At 71.9% G+C, this 14,137-nt stretch carries 9 protein-coding genes; 5 read left to right on the forward strand and 4 right to left on the reverse strand.

The window, feature by feature from the left end; translation table 11 throughout:
• Nucleotides 1-167: 167 nt before the first annotated feature.
• Nucleotides 168-2,057 (forward strand): 2-oxoacid:acceptor oxidoreductase subunit alpha, encoded by a 1,890-nt coding sequence (locus tag ACQP0T_RS13175; RefSeq protein ID WP_433873344.1) that lies wholly within the window; start codon nt 168-170, stop codon nt 2,055-2,057.
• Nucleotides 2,054-3,118 (forward strand): 2-oxoacid:ferredoxin oxidoreductase subunit beta, encoded by a 1,065-nt coding sequence (locus ACQP0T_RS13180; protein ID WP_433873345.1) that lies wholly within the window; start codon nt 2,054-2,056, stop codon nt 3,116-3,118. The genes ACQP0T_RS13175 and ACQP0T_RS13180 overlap by 4 nt, the downstream gene beginning before the upstream one ends.
• 51 nt (nt 3,119-3,169) lie before the next feature.
• Here ACQP0T_RS13180 and ACQP0T_RS13185 read toward each other — a convergent pair whose 3' ends face one another.
• Nucleotides 3,170-4,711, reverse strand: coding sequence for an acetolactate synthase large subunit (locus tag ACQP0T_RS13185; protein ID WP_433873347.1), 1,542 nt, complete (start codon nt 4,709-4,711; stop codon nt 3,170-3,172).
• 115 nt (nt 4,712-4,826) lie between these two features.
• Between ACQP0T_RS13185 and ACQP0T_RS13190 the strand changes: the two genes are divergently transcribed.
• Nucleotides 4,827-5,729, forward strand: coding sequence for an alpha/beta hydrolase (locus ACQP0T_RS13190; protein WP_433873349.1), 903 nt, complete (start codon nt 4,827-4,829; stop codon nt 5,727-5,729).
• Between the two features lie 133 nt (nt 5,730-5,862).
• On the opposite strand, the gene ACQP0T_RS13195 is transcribed toward ACQP0T_RS13190, so the two are convergent.
• Genes ACQP0T_RS13195 through ACQP0T_RS13205 form a run of 3 tightly spaced genes read right to left on the reverse strand, consistent with a single transcriptional unit; the run spans nt 5,863 to nt 9,604 of the window.
• Nucleotides 5,863-6,702, reverse strand: a complete 840-nt coding sequence (locus tag ACQP0T_RS13195) for an alpha/beta fold hydrolase (RefSeq protein ID WP_433873351.1) — start codon at nt 6,700-6,702, stop codon at nt 5,863-5,865.
• A 50-nt stretch (nt 6,703-6,752) separates the two neighbouring features.
• Nucleotides 6,753-7,766 carry an aldose 1-epimerase family protein gene (locus ACQP0T_RS13200; RefSeq protein WP_433873353.1) on the reverse strand — a complete coding sequence of 338 codons (1,014 nt, stop codon included), beginning with the start codon at nt 7,764-7,766 and terminating at the stop codon, nt 6,753-6,755.
• Entirely contained in the window at nt 7,763-9,604 is a 1,842-nt protein-coding gene (locus tag ACQP0T_RS13205; RefSeq protein WP_433873354.1) for a glycoside hydrolase family 2 protein, read from the reverse strand. The genes ACQP0T_RS13200 and ACQP0T_RS13205 overlap by 4 nt, the downstream gene beginning before the upstream one ends.
• A 191-nt stretch (nt 9,605-9,795) precedes the next feature.
• On the opposite strand from ACQP0T_RS13205, the gene ACQP0T_RS13210 reads away from it, so the two are divergent.
• Entirely contained in the window at nt 9,796-11,520 is a 1,725-nt protein-coding gene (locus tag ACQP0T_RS13210; RefSeq protein WP_433873356.1) for an AMP-binding protein, read from the forward strand.
• 862 nt (nt 11,521-12,382) lie between these two features.
• Nucleotides 12,383-14,086: a methyltransferase domain-containing protein gene (locus ACQP0T_RS13215; RefSeq protein WP_433873358.1), complete on the forward strand. Its 1,704-nt coding sequence runs from the start codon at nt 12,383-12,385 to the stop codon at nt 14,084-14,086.
• Nucleotides 14,087-14,137: the final 51 nt, after the last annotated feature.

Consider the following 14,137-nt stretch of genomic DNA (forward strand, 5'->3'; position numbering starts at 1 on the left):
GAGGCTCCGCACCTGGGGCGACCGCGGGTGGGAGCGGACGTGCCCGCGCCCCTACTCTGGGTAGGGACAACGGGTCCGGGCTGTATCGTTCGCCACAGAACCGACGTTGCCCGCAGGTGAAAGGGAACGGTCAATTGAGCACGACGAATGGGCATCGGTCCGCGCCGGTGCCGGGCTCAGGTACCGCGACGGCTGGAGCGGGTGGGGCCGCATCCCGCAAGCTGAACCGGGTGGTGATCCGGTTCGCCGGGGACTCCGGTGACGGGATGCAGCTCACCGGTGATCGCTTCACCTCGGAAGCCGCCGCCTTCGGCAACGACCTCGCGACGCTGCCCAACTTCCCGGCCGAGATCCGCGCGCCCGCCGGGACGCTGCCCGGCGTGTCCAGCTTCCAGCTCCACTTCGCCGACTACGACATCCTCACCCCGGGGGACCGCCCGGACGTGCTGGTGGCGATGAACCCGGCGGCGCTGAAGTCCAACATCGGCGACCTGCCGCACGGCGGGATCCTGATCGTCAACACCGACGAGTTCACCAAGCGCAACCTGTCCAAGGTCGGTTACGAGCACGACCCGCTGGACAGCGGTGAGCTGGAGCCCTACGCGGTGCACCGGGTGCCGATGACCAGCCTCACGCAGGGCGCGCTGGAGAGCACCGGGCTGGGCAAGAAGGACGCCGAGCGGTGCAAGAACATGTTCGCGCTCGGCCTGCTGTCGTGGATGTACCACCGGCCGACCGAGGGCACCGAGCGGTTCCTGCGGGAGAAGTTCGCCAAGAAGCCGCAGATCGCCGAGGCCAACGTGCTGGCCTTCCGCACCGGCTGGAACTACGGCGAGACCACCGAGGCGTTCGCGGTCACCTACGAGGTCGCCCCGGCCAAGCTGCCCACCGGCACCTACCGGCAGATCACCGGCAACACCGCCCTGGCCTACGGCATCGTCGGCGCCGGGCAGCGCAGCGGGCTGCCGGTGCTCCTGGGCAGCTACCCGATCACCCCGGCCTCGGACGTGCTGCACGAACTGGCCGGGCTCAAGAACTTCGGCGTCACGACCTTCCAGGCCGAGGACGAGATCGCGGGCATCGGTGCGGCGCTGGGCGCGTCGTTCGGCGGTTCGCTGGGCGTCACCACGACCTCCGGTCCCGGCCTGGCCCTCAAGGCCGAGACGGTGGGGCTCGCGGTCAGCCTGGAACTGCCGCTGATCATCTGCGACATCCAGCGCGGCGGTCCGTCGACCGGGCTGCCCACCAAGACCGAGCAGGCCGACCTGCTGCAGGCCCTCTACGGGCGCAACGGCGAATCGCCGGTGCCGGTGATCGCGCCGAGCTCGCCCGCGGACTGCTTCGCCATCGCCCTGGAGGCGGCGCGGATCGCGCTGACCTACCGGACCCCGGTGCTGCTGCTCTCGGACGGCGCGATCGCCAACGGCTCGGAGCCCTGGCTGGTCCCGGACGTGGCCGACCTGCCGGACCTGCGGGTGGACTTCGCCGCCGAGCCCAACGCGACCGACGGCTCGGGGGAGTTCTGGCCCTACGTGCGCGACGAGGAGACGCTGGCCCGGCAGTGGGCGGTGCCCGGCACCCCCGGCCTGGAGCACCGGGTCGGCGGTCTGGAGAAGGCCGACGGCAAGGGCAACATCTCCTACGACCCGGACAACCACGACCGGATGGTCCGGTTGCGGCAGTCGAAGGTCGACGGGATCGACGTGCCCGACATCGAGGTCGACGACCCGGACGGCGATGCCCGGGTGCTGGTGGTGGGCTGGGGGTCCTCGTTCGGGCCGATCGGCGCCGCCTGCCGCCGGGTCCGCGCCGGGGGCCGCTCCGTCGCGCAGGCCCACCTGCGGTACCTCAACCCGATGCCGGGGAATCTCGGCGAGGTGCTCCGGCGTTACGAGAAGGTGATCGTGCCGGAGATGAACCTCGGCCAACTGGCGATGCTGCTCCGCGCCCGGTACCTGGTGGACGCGCAGTCCTACACCAAGGTCGCCGGGCTCCCGTTCCGGGCGGAGGAGCTGGAGAACGTGCTCACCGACGTCGTGCAGGGGGTGTCCGCGTGACGACCGCAGACCTGGGCATGCCCGGGACCGGCGGGTTGGCCGGTGTGCCGACCACCGATGCCAAGCAGTCCGCGAAGGAGTTCAAGTCCGACCAGGAGGTCCGCTGGTGCCCGGGGTGCGGCGACTACGTCGTGCTCAACGCCGTGCAGAGCTTCCTGCCCTCGCTCGGGCTCAAGCGCGAGAACATCGTGTTCATCTCGGGCATCGGCTGCTCGTCGCGCTTCCCGTACTACATGAACACCTACGGGATGCACTCGATCCACGGTCGGGCGCCGGCCATCGCGACCGGGCTGGCCACCAGCAGGCCGGACCTGTCGGTGTGGGTGGTCACCGGTGACGGCGACGCGCTGTCGATCGGCGGCAACCACCTGATCCACGCGCTGCGGCGCAACGTCAACCTGAAGATCCTGCTGTTCAACAACCGGATCTACGGCTTGACCAAGGGCCAGTACTCGCCCACCAGCGAGGTCGGCAAGGTCACCAAGTCGACGCCGGTGGGGTCGCTGGACCACCCGTTCAACCCGGTGTCGCTGGCGTTGGGCGCGGAGGCCTCGTTCGTCGGCCGGGTGATCGACTCGGACCGCGCCGGGGTGACCGAGACGCTGCGCGCCGCCGCCGAGCACCGGGGCAGCGCGCTGGTCGAGATCTACCAGAACTGCCCGATCTTCAACGACGGCGCCTTCGACGTGCTCAAGGACGCCGACGAGAAGGCGCGGCGGATCATCCCGCTGCGGCACGGCGAGCCGATCACCTTCGGGCCGGAGGAGTCCCGCTACGCGGTCGTGTCCGACCGGGCCGGCGCGTTGCGGATCGCCAAGCTGTCCGAAGTGGACGAGGCCGACGTGGTGGTGCACGACGCGACCCGCGCCGACCCGTCCTACGCCTTCGCCCTGTCCCGGCTCGGCGGGCAGGACCTGAACCCCACCGTCACCGGGATCTTCCGCGCCGCGCAGCGGCCCACCTACGACGACCTGGCCCGCGACCAGGTCGCCGAGGAGGAGCGGACCTCGCCGCCGGACCTGCAGTCGCTGCTCACCGGCAACGACACCTGGCGGATCTGAGTTCACCCCTGATGAGCGGCGCCCACCGCCCGGTGGGCGCCGCTCACCAGGTCACAGCACGGCTTCGATCAGGTGCGGCCCGGGTTCGGCGTGCGCGCGGCGCAGCGCGTCGAGCAGTTCCTCGCCGGTGCTGACGCGCACCCCGGGCACCCCGAAGCCGCGCGCGATCGCCGTCCAGTCCAGGACGGGGCCGGCGAGCCTGGTCATGCTCGTCGCGCCCGGCCCGGGTTCGTCGACCCCGGCGCGCCGGAGCTCGGCCTCCAGGATCCGGTACCGCTGGTTCGCGCAGATCACCGTGGTGACGTCGAGCTCCTCGCGGGCCTGCGTCCACAGCGCCTGCGCGGTGTAGGCGGCGCTGCCGTCGGCCTGGAAGCCGATCACCGCGCGGTCCGGGCAGGCGATCGCGGCGCCGGTGGCCATCGGCATCCCGGAACCGATCGCGCCGCCGGTCAGCGTCAGCTCGGTGTGCGCCGGCGCGCCGGTGGCCGCGGCCGGGTAGGCGCCCCCGGAGGAGACGCCCTCGTTGACCACGATGGCCCCGTCGGGCTGGGTGAGCGCGATCGCCGCGGCCACGGCGGGGGCGTCGAGCGCGCCGCTCGGCGCGGTCGGTCCCGGGCGCGGGGGAGCGGTCGGCGCGGTCGCGGCGGCGCCTGCGGCCTCGGCCAGCGCGCGCAGCGCCCCGCGCACGTCGTCGCCCTTGTCCGCCAGCGGGTGCACCGCGGTGCCGTCCGGCACCGGGAAGCTGGGCAGGCCCTGGTAGCCGAAGAAGGCCACCGGGGTGCCGGTGCCCACGAGCACCAGGTCGCTGAAGCCGTCCAGCGCGTCGAGCACGTCCTCCGGGAAGTACGGCACCGAGCGCACCGCCGGGATGTCCGGTCCGCGCTCCAACCGGGCGGGGGAGCGCTCGGCGAAGACCTCGGCACCGACCGCGGCGGCGATCCGCGCGGCGGTGCGCAGCCCCTCGGCGTCCAGCGCGTCACCGCCGAGCAGCAGCGCGGGCCGGGCCGCGCCGGCGAGCAGCTTGGCGACCTCCTCGATCCGCTCGGGCGCCACCGCGGGCGGGGCGGGCGGCTCGGGCACGGCGACCTCGACGCCGCCGTCGCTCCACATGTGGTCGGCGGCGCAGATCAGGGTGGCGGGCATCCGGTCCCGCAGCGCGGCCTGCCGGGCCGCCGCGAACTCCTCGGCCGCCCGCGCCGCGGAGGTGGTGCGACCCACCCAGCCCGAGACCGGGGCGGCGAGCGAGTCGATGTCGCTGGCCAGCGGGGCGTCCGCGGCCTGGTGCCAGCTCGCGTGCTCGCCGATGAGGTTGACCAGCGGGGTGCGCCCGCGCCGTGCGTTGTGCAGGTTCGCGATCCCGTTGGCGAACCCGGGACCGAGGTGCAGCAGGGTGAGCGCGGGCACGCCCGCCATCCGGGTGTAGCCGTCGGCCGCGCCGGTCACCACGCCCTCGGCCAGGGCCAGGACCGGCCGGATGCCGGTCGTCGCGTCGAAGGCTTCGACCAGGGCCATCTCGGTGGTGCCGGGATTGGCGAAGCAGACCCGCATCCCGGCCGCCGCCGCGGTGCTCAGCACGCTCTCGGAACCCTTCACGCGCTACTCCTGTCGTGCGTCGCGGAACCCGCCGATCGGGCGGGATCTGTGCTCGCCCATGCTCTCCGCCGCCTGCCCGCGAGGCAAGGATCCGGGGCCCGGTACCGTGGAAGGGGTGCGAGCTCTGAAGTCCGGACGCCGTGTTCCCGGCCGACGTGCCCTGGTGACCGCCGCGGCGCTGTCCGCCGTCGCGCTGGCCGGGTGCGCTGCGCCGCCGCCTCCGCCGGCGCCCGCTCCGCCTCCGCCCCCCGCGGCCGAGGCCGAACCCGCGCTGTCCGAGCAGGATTCCCCGTTGATCACCCGCGAACTGGTGCACTCCGACATCCAGGACCGCGAGGTGGAGCTCTACGTCGCGCGCCCGACCGGGACCGAGGACGTCGAGGACCTGCCGGTGGTGCTCTACCTGCACGGCCGCGACGGGGTGAACCCGACGCCGATCCCGTACGACACGCTCGCGTCGCTGGAACGCCTGCACCGCGACGGCGCCGTCCCGCCGTTCGCGCTCGCCGTGGTCGACGGTGGGTACAACCCGTACTGGCACGGCGATCTGTCCCGGGTGCTGCACGAGGAGCTCCCGGGGTGGCTGTCCGACCGCGGTCTCGGCGGACCGGAGGGCTTGCCCTACGCGGTGGCCGGGATATCGACCGGTGGTTTCGGCGCGCTGAACTACGCCGCGGACCGCAACCTGGCGGGTCGGCCCGTCTCCGCGGTGGCCGGGCTCGCGCCCGCGCTCCCCGTCACCTGGGAGCACATGCGGGAGAAGCAGGCCTTCAGCACCGAGCAGGAGTGGGTGCGGACCGATCCGCTGCAGCGGCTCGAGGACCTCGGCGACGTGCCGGTCGGGCTGTGGGTCGGCGACGCCGACCCGTTCCTGCCGGGCGCCGAGGAACTCGCCGCGCGGTACGAGCACACCCCGGTGCTCTCGGTGTTGCCGGGCGGCCACGACGGGAGCGTCTTCGAGGTCGTCGGCGAGGACATGATCCGCTTCCTCGCCGCGGGCCTGCCGGTGGACCACTGACCGGCGCGGATTCGCCGCTCCGCTGGGAATCCGCGCTGCGGCGGTCCCGGTGCCCCGGGCCCGTTCGCGTCCCGGGGACCGCCGGGCGAGAAGACCGCCGGGCACGGATCGACCTCGCCGGGTTCGGCCGGTGTCAGCCCTGGTGCGCCAGCAGGTGTTCCAGCAGCATCCGGGACAGCGCCTCCGGTGCCTGCTCCGGGATCCAGTGCGAGATGTCCTCCAGCATCTCGAACCGGTACGGCCCGGTGACGTGGTCGGCGGTGGCCAGCGCCGCGGTGGAGCCGATGGCCACGTCCTCGGTGCTCCAGACGTAGAGCGTGGGCACCGCGATCGGGCCGATCCGCCCGCCGCCGTAGCGCATCGCGCGATACCAGTTCAGCGCGGCGGTCAGCGCACCGGGTTCGGAGAGCCGCTGGACGTAGTCGTCGACGTGGTGCTGCGGGACGGCGCCGCCGTAGACGCCGCGCAGCGCGCGGGCGCCGTCGTCGAGCAGGGTCCGCTCGGCACCGGCGGTGCGGAACACCCGCATGTAGGCCGAGCGCTGCTGCTGGTCCTCGTCGCCGCGGACGGCGTCGCCGAACGGGTCCGGGTGCGGCACGGACACCGCCGTCAGCGTCCGGACCCGGTCCGGGTGCGCGGCGGCGGTCGCCCACGCCACCGCGGCGCCCCAGTCGTGGCCCACCAGGTCGAAGCGGTCCCAGCCGAGGTGCCCGGCGATGCTCAGCACGTCGCCGACGAGCTCCTCCATCCGGTAGTCGAGCACCTGCTCCGGCCGCACGCCGGGGGAGTAGCCGCGCTGGTCCGGTGCGACGGCGTGGCATTCCGCGCCGCCGAGCACGGCGAGCTGCTCGGTCCACTGCTGCGCGGCCTCCGGGAAGCCGTGCAGCAGCAGCACCGGGCGCCCGTCCTCCGGCCCGGCGCTCAGCGCGTCGAAGGTGCCTGCGGGCGTGGGGATCTGGATGTGTTCGGCCACCCGGCCACTGTAGTGCGCGCCGGGCCGCCGGACCGACGCCGGCGAGCCGCTCAGCCCAGCGCGCGGTAGCGCCAGCGGGCCCGGTGCCGCTCGCCGGGTCGCAGCGCCACCAGCCCGTCGCCGGTGACGAACGCGTTCGGCGCGCAGGTCATCGGCTCGACGGTGATGCCCTGCCGCGCCGGGCGCTCGCCCTCCGGGCTGTCGTCGGTGTAGACCTGCAGGTAGCCGTGCGCCCGGTCCACCCGCAGCTCGACGTCGACGCCGCCCGGCCGCCGCATCCGCACGACCGCCTCGCCGTCCCGCTCCCGGTCCAGGTCGGTGAACGCGGTGTCCATCGCGGTCGCCCCGATCCGCCGGGCGGTGCGGAAGTCGTACCCGGTGCCCGCGACCGGTGCGGTGCCGACCGGGATCAGCCGGTCGTCGGTGCGGTAGTAGGTGCGGGCGGGCAGCTCCAGCACCACGTCGTCGATGCGCTCGGTCGCGGCCGCGACGTAGGTGTGGTTCGCGGTGCCGTAGGGCGCCGGGGTCCGGCCGGTGTTGCGGGCCGTCACGGTGGCCCGCACCCCGTCGTCGTCCACCGCGTACTCGGCCTCGAACAGCATCGGGAACGGGTACCCGTAGTGCGGCGGCAGCGCGTAGCGCAGCACCACGCGGTCGCGCCGGTGGTGCACCGGTTCCCACTCGACGAAGTTCATCAGCCCGTGCAGCGCGGTGTCCCGGGACGGCTCCGTGATCGGCACCTGCCAGGTCCGCCCGCCGAAGGAGTAGCGGCCCCGGTCGATCCGGTTGGGCCACGGCAGGATCGTCTTGCCCCGGTAGCCCTCGCCGGGATCGTCCGGCCCGTGGGTCAGCAGCACCTCCTCGCCGTCCACCTGCCACGACAGCAGGGTCGCCGCCACCCCGGCGACCACCACGCGGTGCCGGCCGGCGCGCAGCTCGTGGAGCCGTCCGACGGCGGTTCCGGACGGCGGCTGCTCCGGTGCGGCCTGGGCGGGTGCCGCGGTGGCGACACCGGCCGCGGTCAGCGCCGTGGTCAGCGCGGTGCGCCTGCTGATGGGGCTCATGGGGTGCCCTCCTCGATCACGGCGCGGTTGTGCGCCCGGGTGGTGGCCGGGTCGGGTTTGAGCACCCGGCGGTCGTAGGTGAGCAATCCGTTCACCTCGTTCTCCACGTCGGTGAGCTGGGTGTAGATCGCGGCGCTGAGCCCGCGGTCGCGGACCACGTCGAGGAGTTCCCGGCTGACCTCGACGTAGCGGCGGGTCAGCTCGGCGCGGCTGGTGGTCATTTCGTAGGCGTTGGTCTCCCCGGGCCACAGGTGCCCTTCTTCGGCGAGGCCGAGACCGCCGTACTCCCCGTCGACCGAGGCGCGTCCGCCGGTCACCTCGGGGCGGCCGGGACCGACGTAGGTGTGGTCGTCGCAGATGTCCCCGGCCCCGGTGTCGGGCAGGGAGTAGCAGCAGTTCACCCCGCTGCTGATGTCGATCAGCCGGGTCGGGTCCGCGGTGCGGACCAGCTCGGCGATCGCGGCCGTCCCGAACTCGCCCCAGCCCTCGTTGAACGGCACCCAGACGACCACCGAGGGGGAGTTGCGGAGCTGGTCGACGAGGTCGAGCTGTTCGGCGCGGAAGTGCGCTCGCGCCTCCGGACCGGGCGGCGGGTTGCTGCCCGGCTCGTCGGCCAGGTCGATGGGCAGCGACGGCATGTCCTGCCACACCAGCAGGCCGAGGCGGTCGGCCCAGTGGTACCAGCGCGCCGGTTCCACCTTGACGTGCTTGCGAACGGTGTTGAACCCGAGGCGCTTGGTCTGCTCCAGGTCGAACCGCAGCGCCTCGTCGGTCGGCGCGGTGTGGATGCCGTCCGGCCAGTAGCCCTGGTCCAGCGGTCCGTGCTGGAACAGGATCCGGCCGTTGAGCCCCAGCCGCGGCCGACCCCGCGCGTCCGCGACGAGCTGGACCGAGCGCAGTCCGGCGTAGCTGCCGACCTCGTCCACCGGTGCGGCGTCGTTCAGCAGCCGCACGGTGAAGTCGTAGAGGTGCGGGTCGTCCGGGCTCCACAGCCGGGGCGGGCCCACGGGCAGCCGCAGCGGTCGGTCGGCCGGTCCGGTGGCGCGGGCGACCTCGCGGCCGTCGGCGTCGGTGACCACGGCCTGCACCCGGTGCGCGCCCGGACCGGCGGTGCGCGCGGTGAGCTCGAAGCCGCCGCCGGGCACGTCCGGGACGATCGCCAGCGAGGTGATGTGCTGCTCCGGCACCGGTTCCAGCCACACCGTCTGCCAGATGCCGGACGCGCCGGTGTAGAGGATGCCGCCGGGATCGTCGCGCTGCTTGCCGACCGGGTGGGGGCCGCGCTCGTTGCGGTCCTCGACGGCCACCACCAGCTCCTGCCGCTGCCCGGGGCGCAGCGCGTCGGTGATGTCGGCGCTGAAGGCGGTGCAACCGCCTTCGTGGACCGCGACCTCGCGACCGTTGACCGAGACCTCGGCGCGCTGGTCCACCGCGCCGAAGTGCAGCAGCACCCGGTCGCCGGACCAGTCCCGGGGCACGGCGAACTCCCGGCGGTAGAGCATGTGGTCGTCGTGGCGCCGGATCCCGGACAGCGCCGATTCCGGCGGGTAGGGGACGAGGATCCGTTCGTCGGTGCGGGTCGGGCGCTGCGCGCCGCCCGCGTAGTCCCACAGCCCGTTGAGGTTGCGCCACCGCGGCCGGGTCAACTGGGGGCGCGGGTACTCCGGCAGGGCGTTGTCCGGACCGACCTGGTCGGTCCAGGGGGTCGACAGCGGCGGCGCTGCGGGGCGCCACGGCTCGGCGGCTCCTGCGGCCGGAACCCCGGTCGCCGCGGCGCACCGGGTGGTGGCGGGCAGGGCGGTGGCGGGCAGGGCCGACGGCGAGGTGCGACGGCGCAACGGCGGCCTCCCGGGACGAGAGCGGTGGAGCGGCGTGAAATCACCACAGGGCAACAACAGTGACCAGAAACGAACGCACAGTCAACGCCGGTGGATCAACGCCCGCAATTCGGAGCAGTCTGATGGAACCGGACGGGGGCGTCCGGCTACGTTGTGGCGGGCATCGCCGCCGACACCAGGAGGATGGGGACGTGACCGCTGTTCCGGGAACCCACGACGCCGCGACACCGGGCGAGGCGTTCCGCTCGGCCCGCGACTTCCTGCTGCGCCACCGCGAGGACTACGACACCGCCCGCCGCGAGTTCCGGTGGCCCGCGCCGGACCGGTTCAACTGGGCCCTGGACTGGTTCGACACCATCGGCGAGCGCCACGACCGCACGGCGCTGTGGATCGTCGACGAGGACGGATCGGAGCAGCGGCTGTCGTTCCGCGACCTGACCCGGCGCTCGAACCAGGTCGCCAACTGGCTGCGGGAGCTCGGCGTCGGCCGCGGCGACCGGATGATCCTCATGCTGGGCAACCAGGTCGAGCTGTGGGAGACCGTGCTGGCCGCGATCAAGCTCGGGGCGGTGATCATCCCGGCGACCACGCTGCTCGGGCCGATCGACCTGCGCGACCGGGTGGACCGCGGCCGGGTGCGGCACGTGGTGACCACCGCCGCCGATGCCCCGAAGTTCGACGACGTGCCGGGCGACTACACCCGGATCGCGGTCGGCGGGCCGGTGCCCGGCTGGCGGCACTACGCCGACAACGCCGCCGCGGCGACCGATTTCAGCCCGGACGGGCCGACCCGGGCGGACGAGGCGATGCTGCTCTACTTCACCTCGGGGACCACGGCGCAGCCCAAGCTCGTCGAGCACACCCACGCCTCCTACCCGATCGGGCACCTGTCCACGATGTACTGGATCGGGCTGGAACCCGGGGACGTGCACCTCAACATCTCCTCGCCGGGCTGGGCCAAGCACGCCTGGAGCAACCTGTTCGCGCCGTGGAACGCCGAGGCGACGGTGTTCATCCACAACTACACCCGGTTCGACGCCGCCGCGCTGCTCGAGCAGGTGGAGCGCTGCGGGGTCACCAGCTTCTGCGCCCCGCCGACGGTGTGGCGGATGCTCATCCAGGCCGACCTCAGCGGGCTGTCCCGGCCGCCGGCCAAGGTGGTCGGCGCGGGGGAGCCGCTCAACCCGGAGATCATCGAGCAGGTCCGGCGCGCCTGGGGCGTGACGATCCGGGACGGGTTCGGCCAGACCGAGACCAGCGTCCAGGTCGCCAACACCCCGGGCCAGCCGGTCCAGCCCGGGTCCATGGGCCGTCCGCTGCCCGGCTTCGACGTCGTGCTGCTCGACCCGGTCACCGGTGAACCGGCTGACGAGGGCGAGATCTGCCTGTCCCTGGAACCCCGCCCGGTCGGGCTGATGACCGGCTACGCCGACGACGACGAGCGCACCGCCGAGGTGACCCGGGGCGGCTACTACCACACCGGTGACGTGGGATCGCGGGACGCGGCGGGCTGCCTCACCTACGTCGGCCGCACCGACGACGTGTTCAAGGCCTCGGACTACCGGATCTCCCCGTTCGAGCTGGAGAGCGCGCTGCTGGAGCACGAGGCGGTCGCGGAGGCCGCCGTGGTGCCCGCGCCGGACGCGATCCGGCTCGCCGTGCCCAAGGCCTACGTGGTGCTGGCGGCCGGGTACGAGCCGAGCCGGAGCACGGCGCTGTCCATCCTGCGCTTCGCCCGCGAGCACCTCGCGCCGTACAAGCGGGTGCGGCGGCTGGAGTTCGCGGACCTGCCCAAGACGATCTCGGGCAAGATCCGGCGCGTCGAGCTGCGCGCTCGGGAGCAGGAGCAGGGCCCGCACGCGGCCGGGTTCGGCGGCGAGTTCCGCGAGGAGGACTTCCCGGAGCTCCGGAGCTGACCGCTCCCCGGAGGGCGGCGGGGCCGCCGTCCTCCGGGGGCGGTGCGCAACACCACCGGTGTCACGTGCCACACTGGTGCGTGATCGGTTCAGCGCGCCGCGTCCGGGTACCCGGCGGGCGGACTGGACCGCCGCGCGAGGAACGGGGCGCTGATGCGGGCGACGGGCGTAGGGAGGCCGCCGGTACCGCCGGACGGTGCTACCTCCCGATGGCCCGGGCCGCCCGAACGGGTGGCGCACGGCGGCGGTACCGCGATCCGGGGCGAAGAACTCGCCGAAAATCCTGGCGCCGGGCGGAGGTGGATCGTAACATCCGATCTCCGCTCGTCGATGCAACGACTGGGAGCGGAGAAGTGCCACTCCCCGCGCTCCCCCGAAATCATCGAATTCTCAGGTTCCCGCTGTTGCCCCGAGTGCGGTTGATGTGGTAAACGCTTGCGCGCGAGTGTACACAACTCGACGAATTTCTGCACTCTCACGATCGTTACGCGCATTCAAATGCCCTAGAATTTGTGCAGGTAGCAGCGCATTTATTCACCCTGGGTGATCGGGGGAATCACGCAATCATCGTATTCCGGTGATGGTTGTCACACGTTCGTACGCTTGCTTCAGGATCTTCTTCGCCTAGGTTGGTTAAGCGACGCAAGAAATCGCGTCGAACCGGGATGGCAAAGGTGCCGACCTGGTTCGTGACGGGTGCTGGTGTGTGGCCTGAGCATTTCTCGGCCGCCCTCGCCTGTCATGGGCGTTGCCTTTTTGTGCATGGCGACCCGGCACGGCCACGGGACCAACTCGGGGCACGGATTAGCGCGACCCCGGGCCGGCGGTGGCGCATGACCAACGTGAGTGGTGGGAGTGAAGTATGGCCAAGAGCGTGGACGACCTAGCCTCGAGCGACAGCCCTGGATCTCCGGATACCGCCGATCTGGTGCGTCGCGAAGAGCAGGTGTTCGGCGACAATCCGTTGGAAGTGCGCGAATCTGATCACTACACGCACGAGTACGTCGGCGGATTCGTGGAAAAATGGGATGACCTGATCGACTGGAAGAAGCGCTACGAGAGCGAGGGCACCTTCTTCATCGATCAGCTCAAGGCCCGCGGGGTGCGCTCCGTGCTCGACGCGGCCACCGGCACCGGGTTCCACTCGGTCCGGCTGCTGGAGGAGGGCTTCGAGACGGTCAGCGCGGACGGCAGCCCGCAGATGCTGGCCAAGGCGTTCAGCAACGGGCTGACCTACGGCGGGCACATCCTCCGGGTCGTCAACGCCGACTGGCGCTGGCTCAACCGCGACGTGCACGGCGAGTACGACGCGATCGTCTGCCTCGGGAACTCCTTCACCCATCTGTTCTCCGAGCGCGACCGGCGCAAGGCCCTGGCCGAGTTCTACGCGATGCTCAAGCACGACGGCGTCCTGATCGTCGACCAGCGCAACTACGACTCGATCCTGGACAGCGGATTCAGCTCCAAGCACACCTACTACTACGCGGGTGAGGACGTTTCCGCCGAGCCGGATTACGTCGACGAAGGTCTGGCCCGGTTCAAGTACACCTTCCCGGACAAGTCCGAGTTCTACCTCAACATGTATCCGCTGCGGAAGAATTACGTGCGGCGGCTGATGCGCGAGGTCGGTTTCCAGCGGATCGACACCTACGGTGATTTCCAGGAGACCTACCACGACGCCGAACCGGACTTCTTCATCCACGTCGCCGAGAAGCGGTACCGGCCGGACGAAGAATTGGCGGACGTCTACTCGAACGCCGTGCACACCGCGCGGGATTACTACAATTCCGAGGACGCGGACAACTTTTACTACCACGTCTGGGGCGGCAACGACATCCACGTCGGCCTCTACCGGGGCGAGGGCGAGGAGATCGACGCCGCCTCCCGCCGCACCGTGGAGCGGATGGCGGGCAAGGTGGAGATCACGCCGGAAACCCGAATTCTGGACATCGGTGCCGGATACGGCGGCGCCGCCCGCTACCTGGCGGCCACCTACGGCTGCAAGGTTTCCTGCCTGAACCTCAGCGAGGTGGAGAACGCCCGCAACGTCGAGTTCAACCGCGAAGCCGGGCTCGACGAACTGATCGAGGTCAAGGACGGTTCCTTCGAGGACATCCCATTCCAGGACAACGCCTTCGACATCGTCTGGTCGCAGGACGCGATCCTGCACAGCGGTGACCGGGAGCGCGTCCTGGAGGAGGTCACCCGGGTGCTCAGGCCGGGCGGGTCGTTCCTGTTCACCGACCCGATGGCCGCCGACCACGCGCGGAAGAAGGACCTGGGGCCGATCCTGGACCGGTTGCACCTCGACAGCATGGGGTCGCCCGGCTTCTACCGGCGCGAGCTGGCCCGGTTGGGCCTCCAGTCGGTGGACTTCGACGACCTCAGCGAGTACCTGCCCGTGCACTACGGGCGGGTTCTGGAGGTCCTGGAGGCCAAGGAGGGCGAACTGGCGAGCAAGATCAGCGAGGACTACCGGGCCAGGATGAAGGTCGGGCTGCGCAACTGGGTCGAGGCCGGGCAGGCCGGGAGCCTGGCGTGGGGCATCATCCACGCCCGTGCGTGAAGCCGTCGGCGTGATGAGCAAGGATCGAACCTGCAGCAGGTGAGTGAGGAG

Source organism: Saccharopolyspora sp. CA-218241, from assembly GCF_050954615.1.
GTDB lineage: Bacteria > Actinomycetota > Actinomycetes > Mycobacteriales > Pseudonocardiaceae > Saccharopolyspora > Saccharopolyspora cebuensis.

What these genes read in the sequence shown, in the direction of transcription:
- ACQP0T_RS13200 (WP_433873353.1), bottom strand. Translation starts at nt 7,766, where the DNA reads ATGAGCCCCATCAGCAGGCGCACCGCGCTGACCACGGCGCTGACCGCG.
- ACQP0T_RS13215 (WP_433873358.1), top strand. Translation starts at nt 12,383, where the DNA reads ATGGCCAAGAGCGTGGACGACCTAGCCTCGAGCGACAGCCCTGGATCT.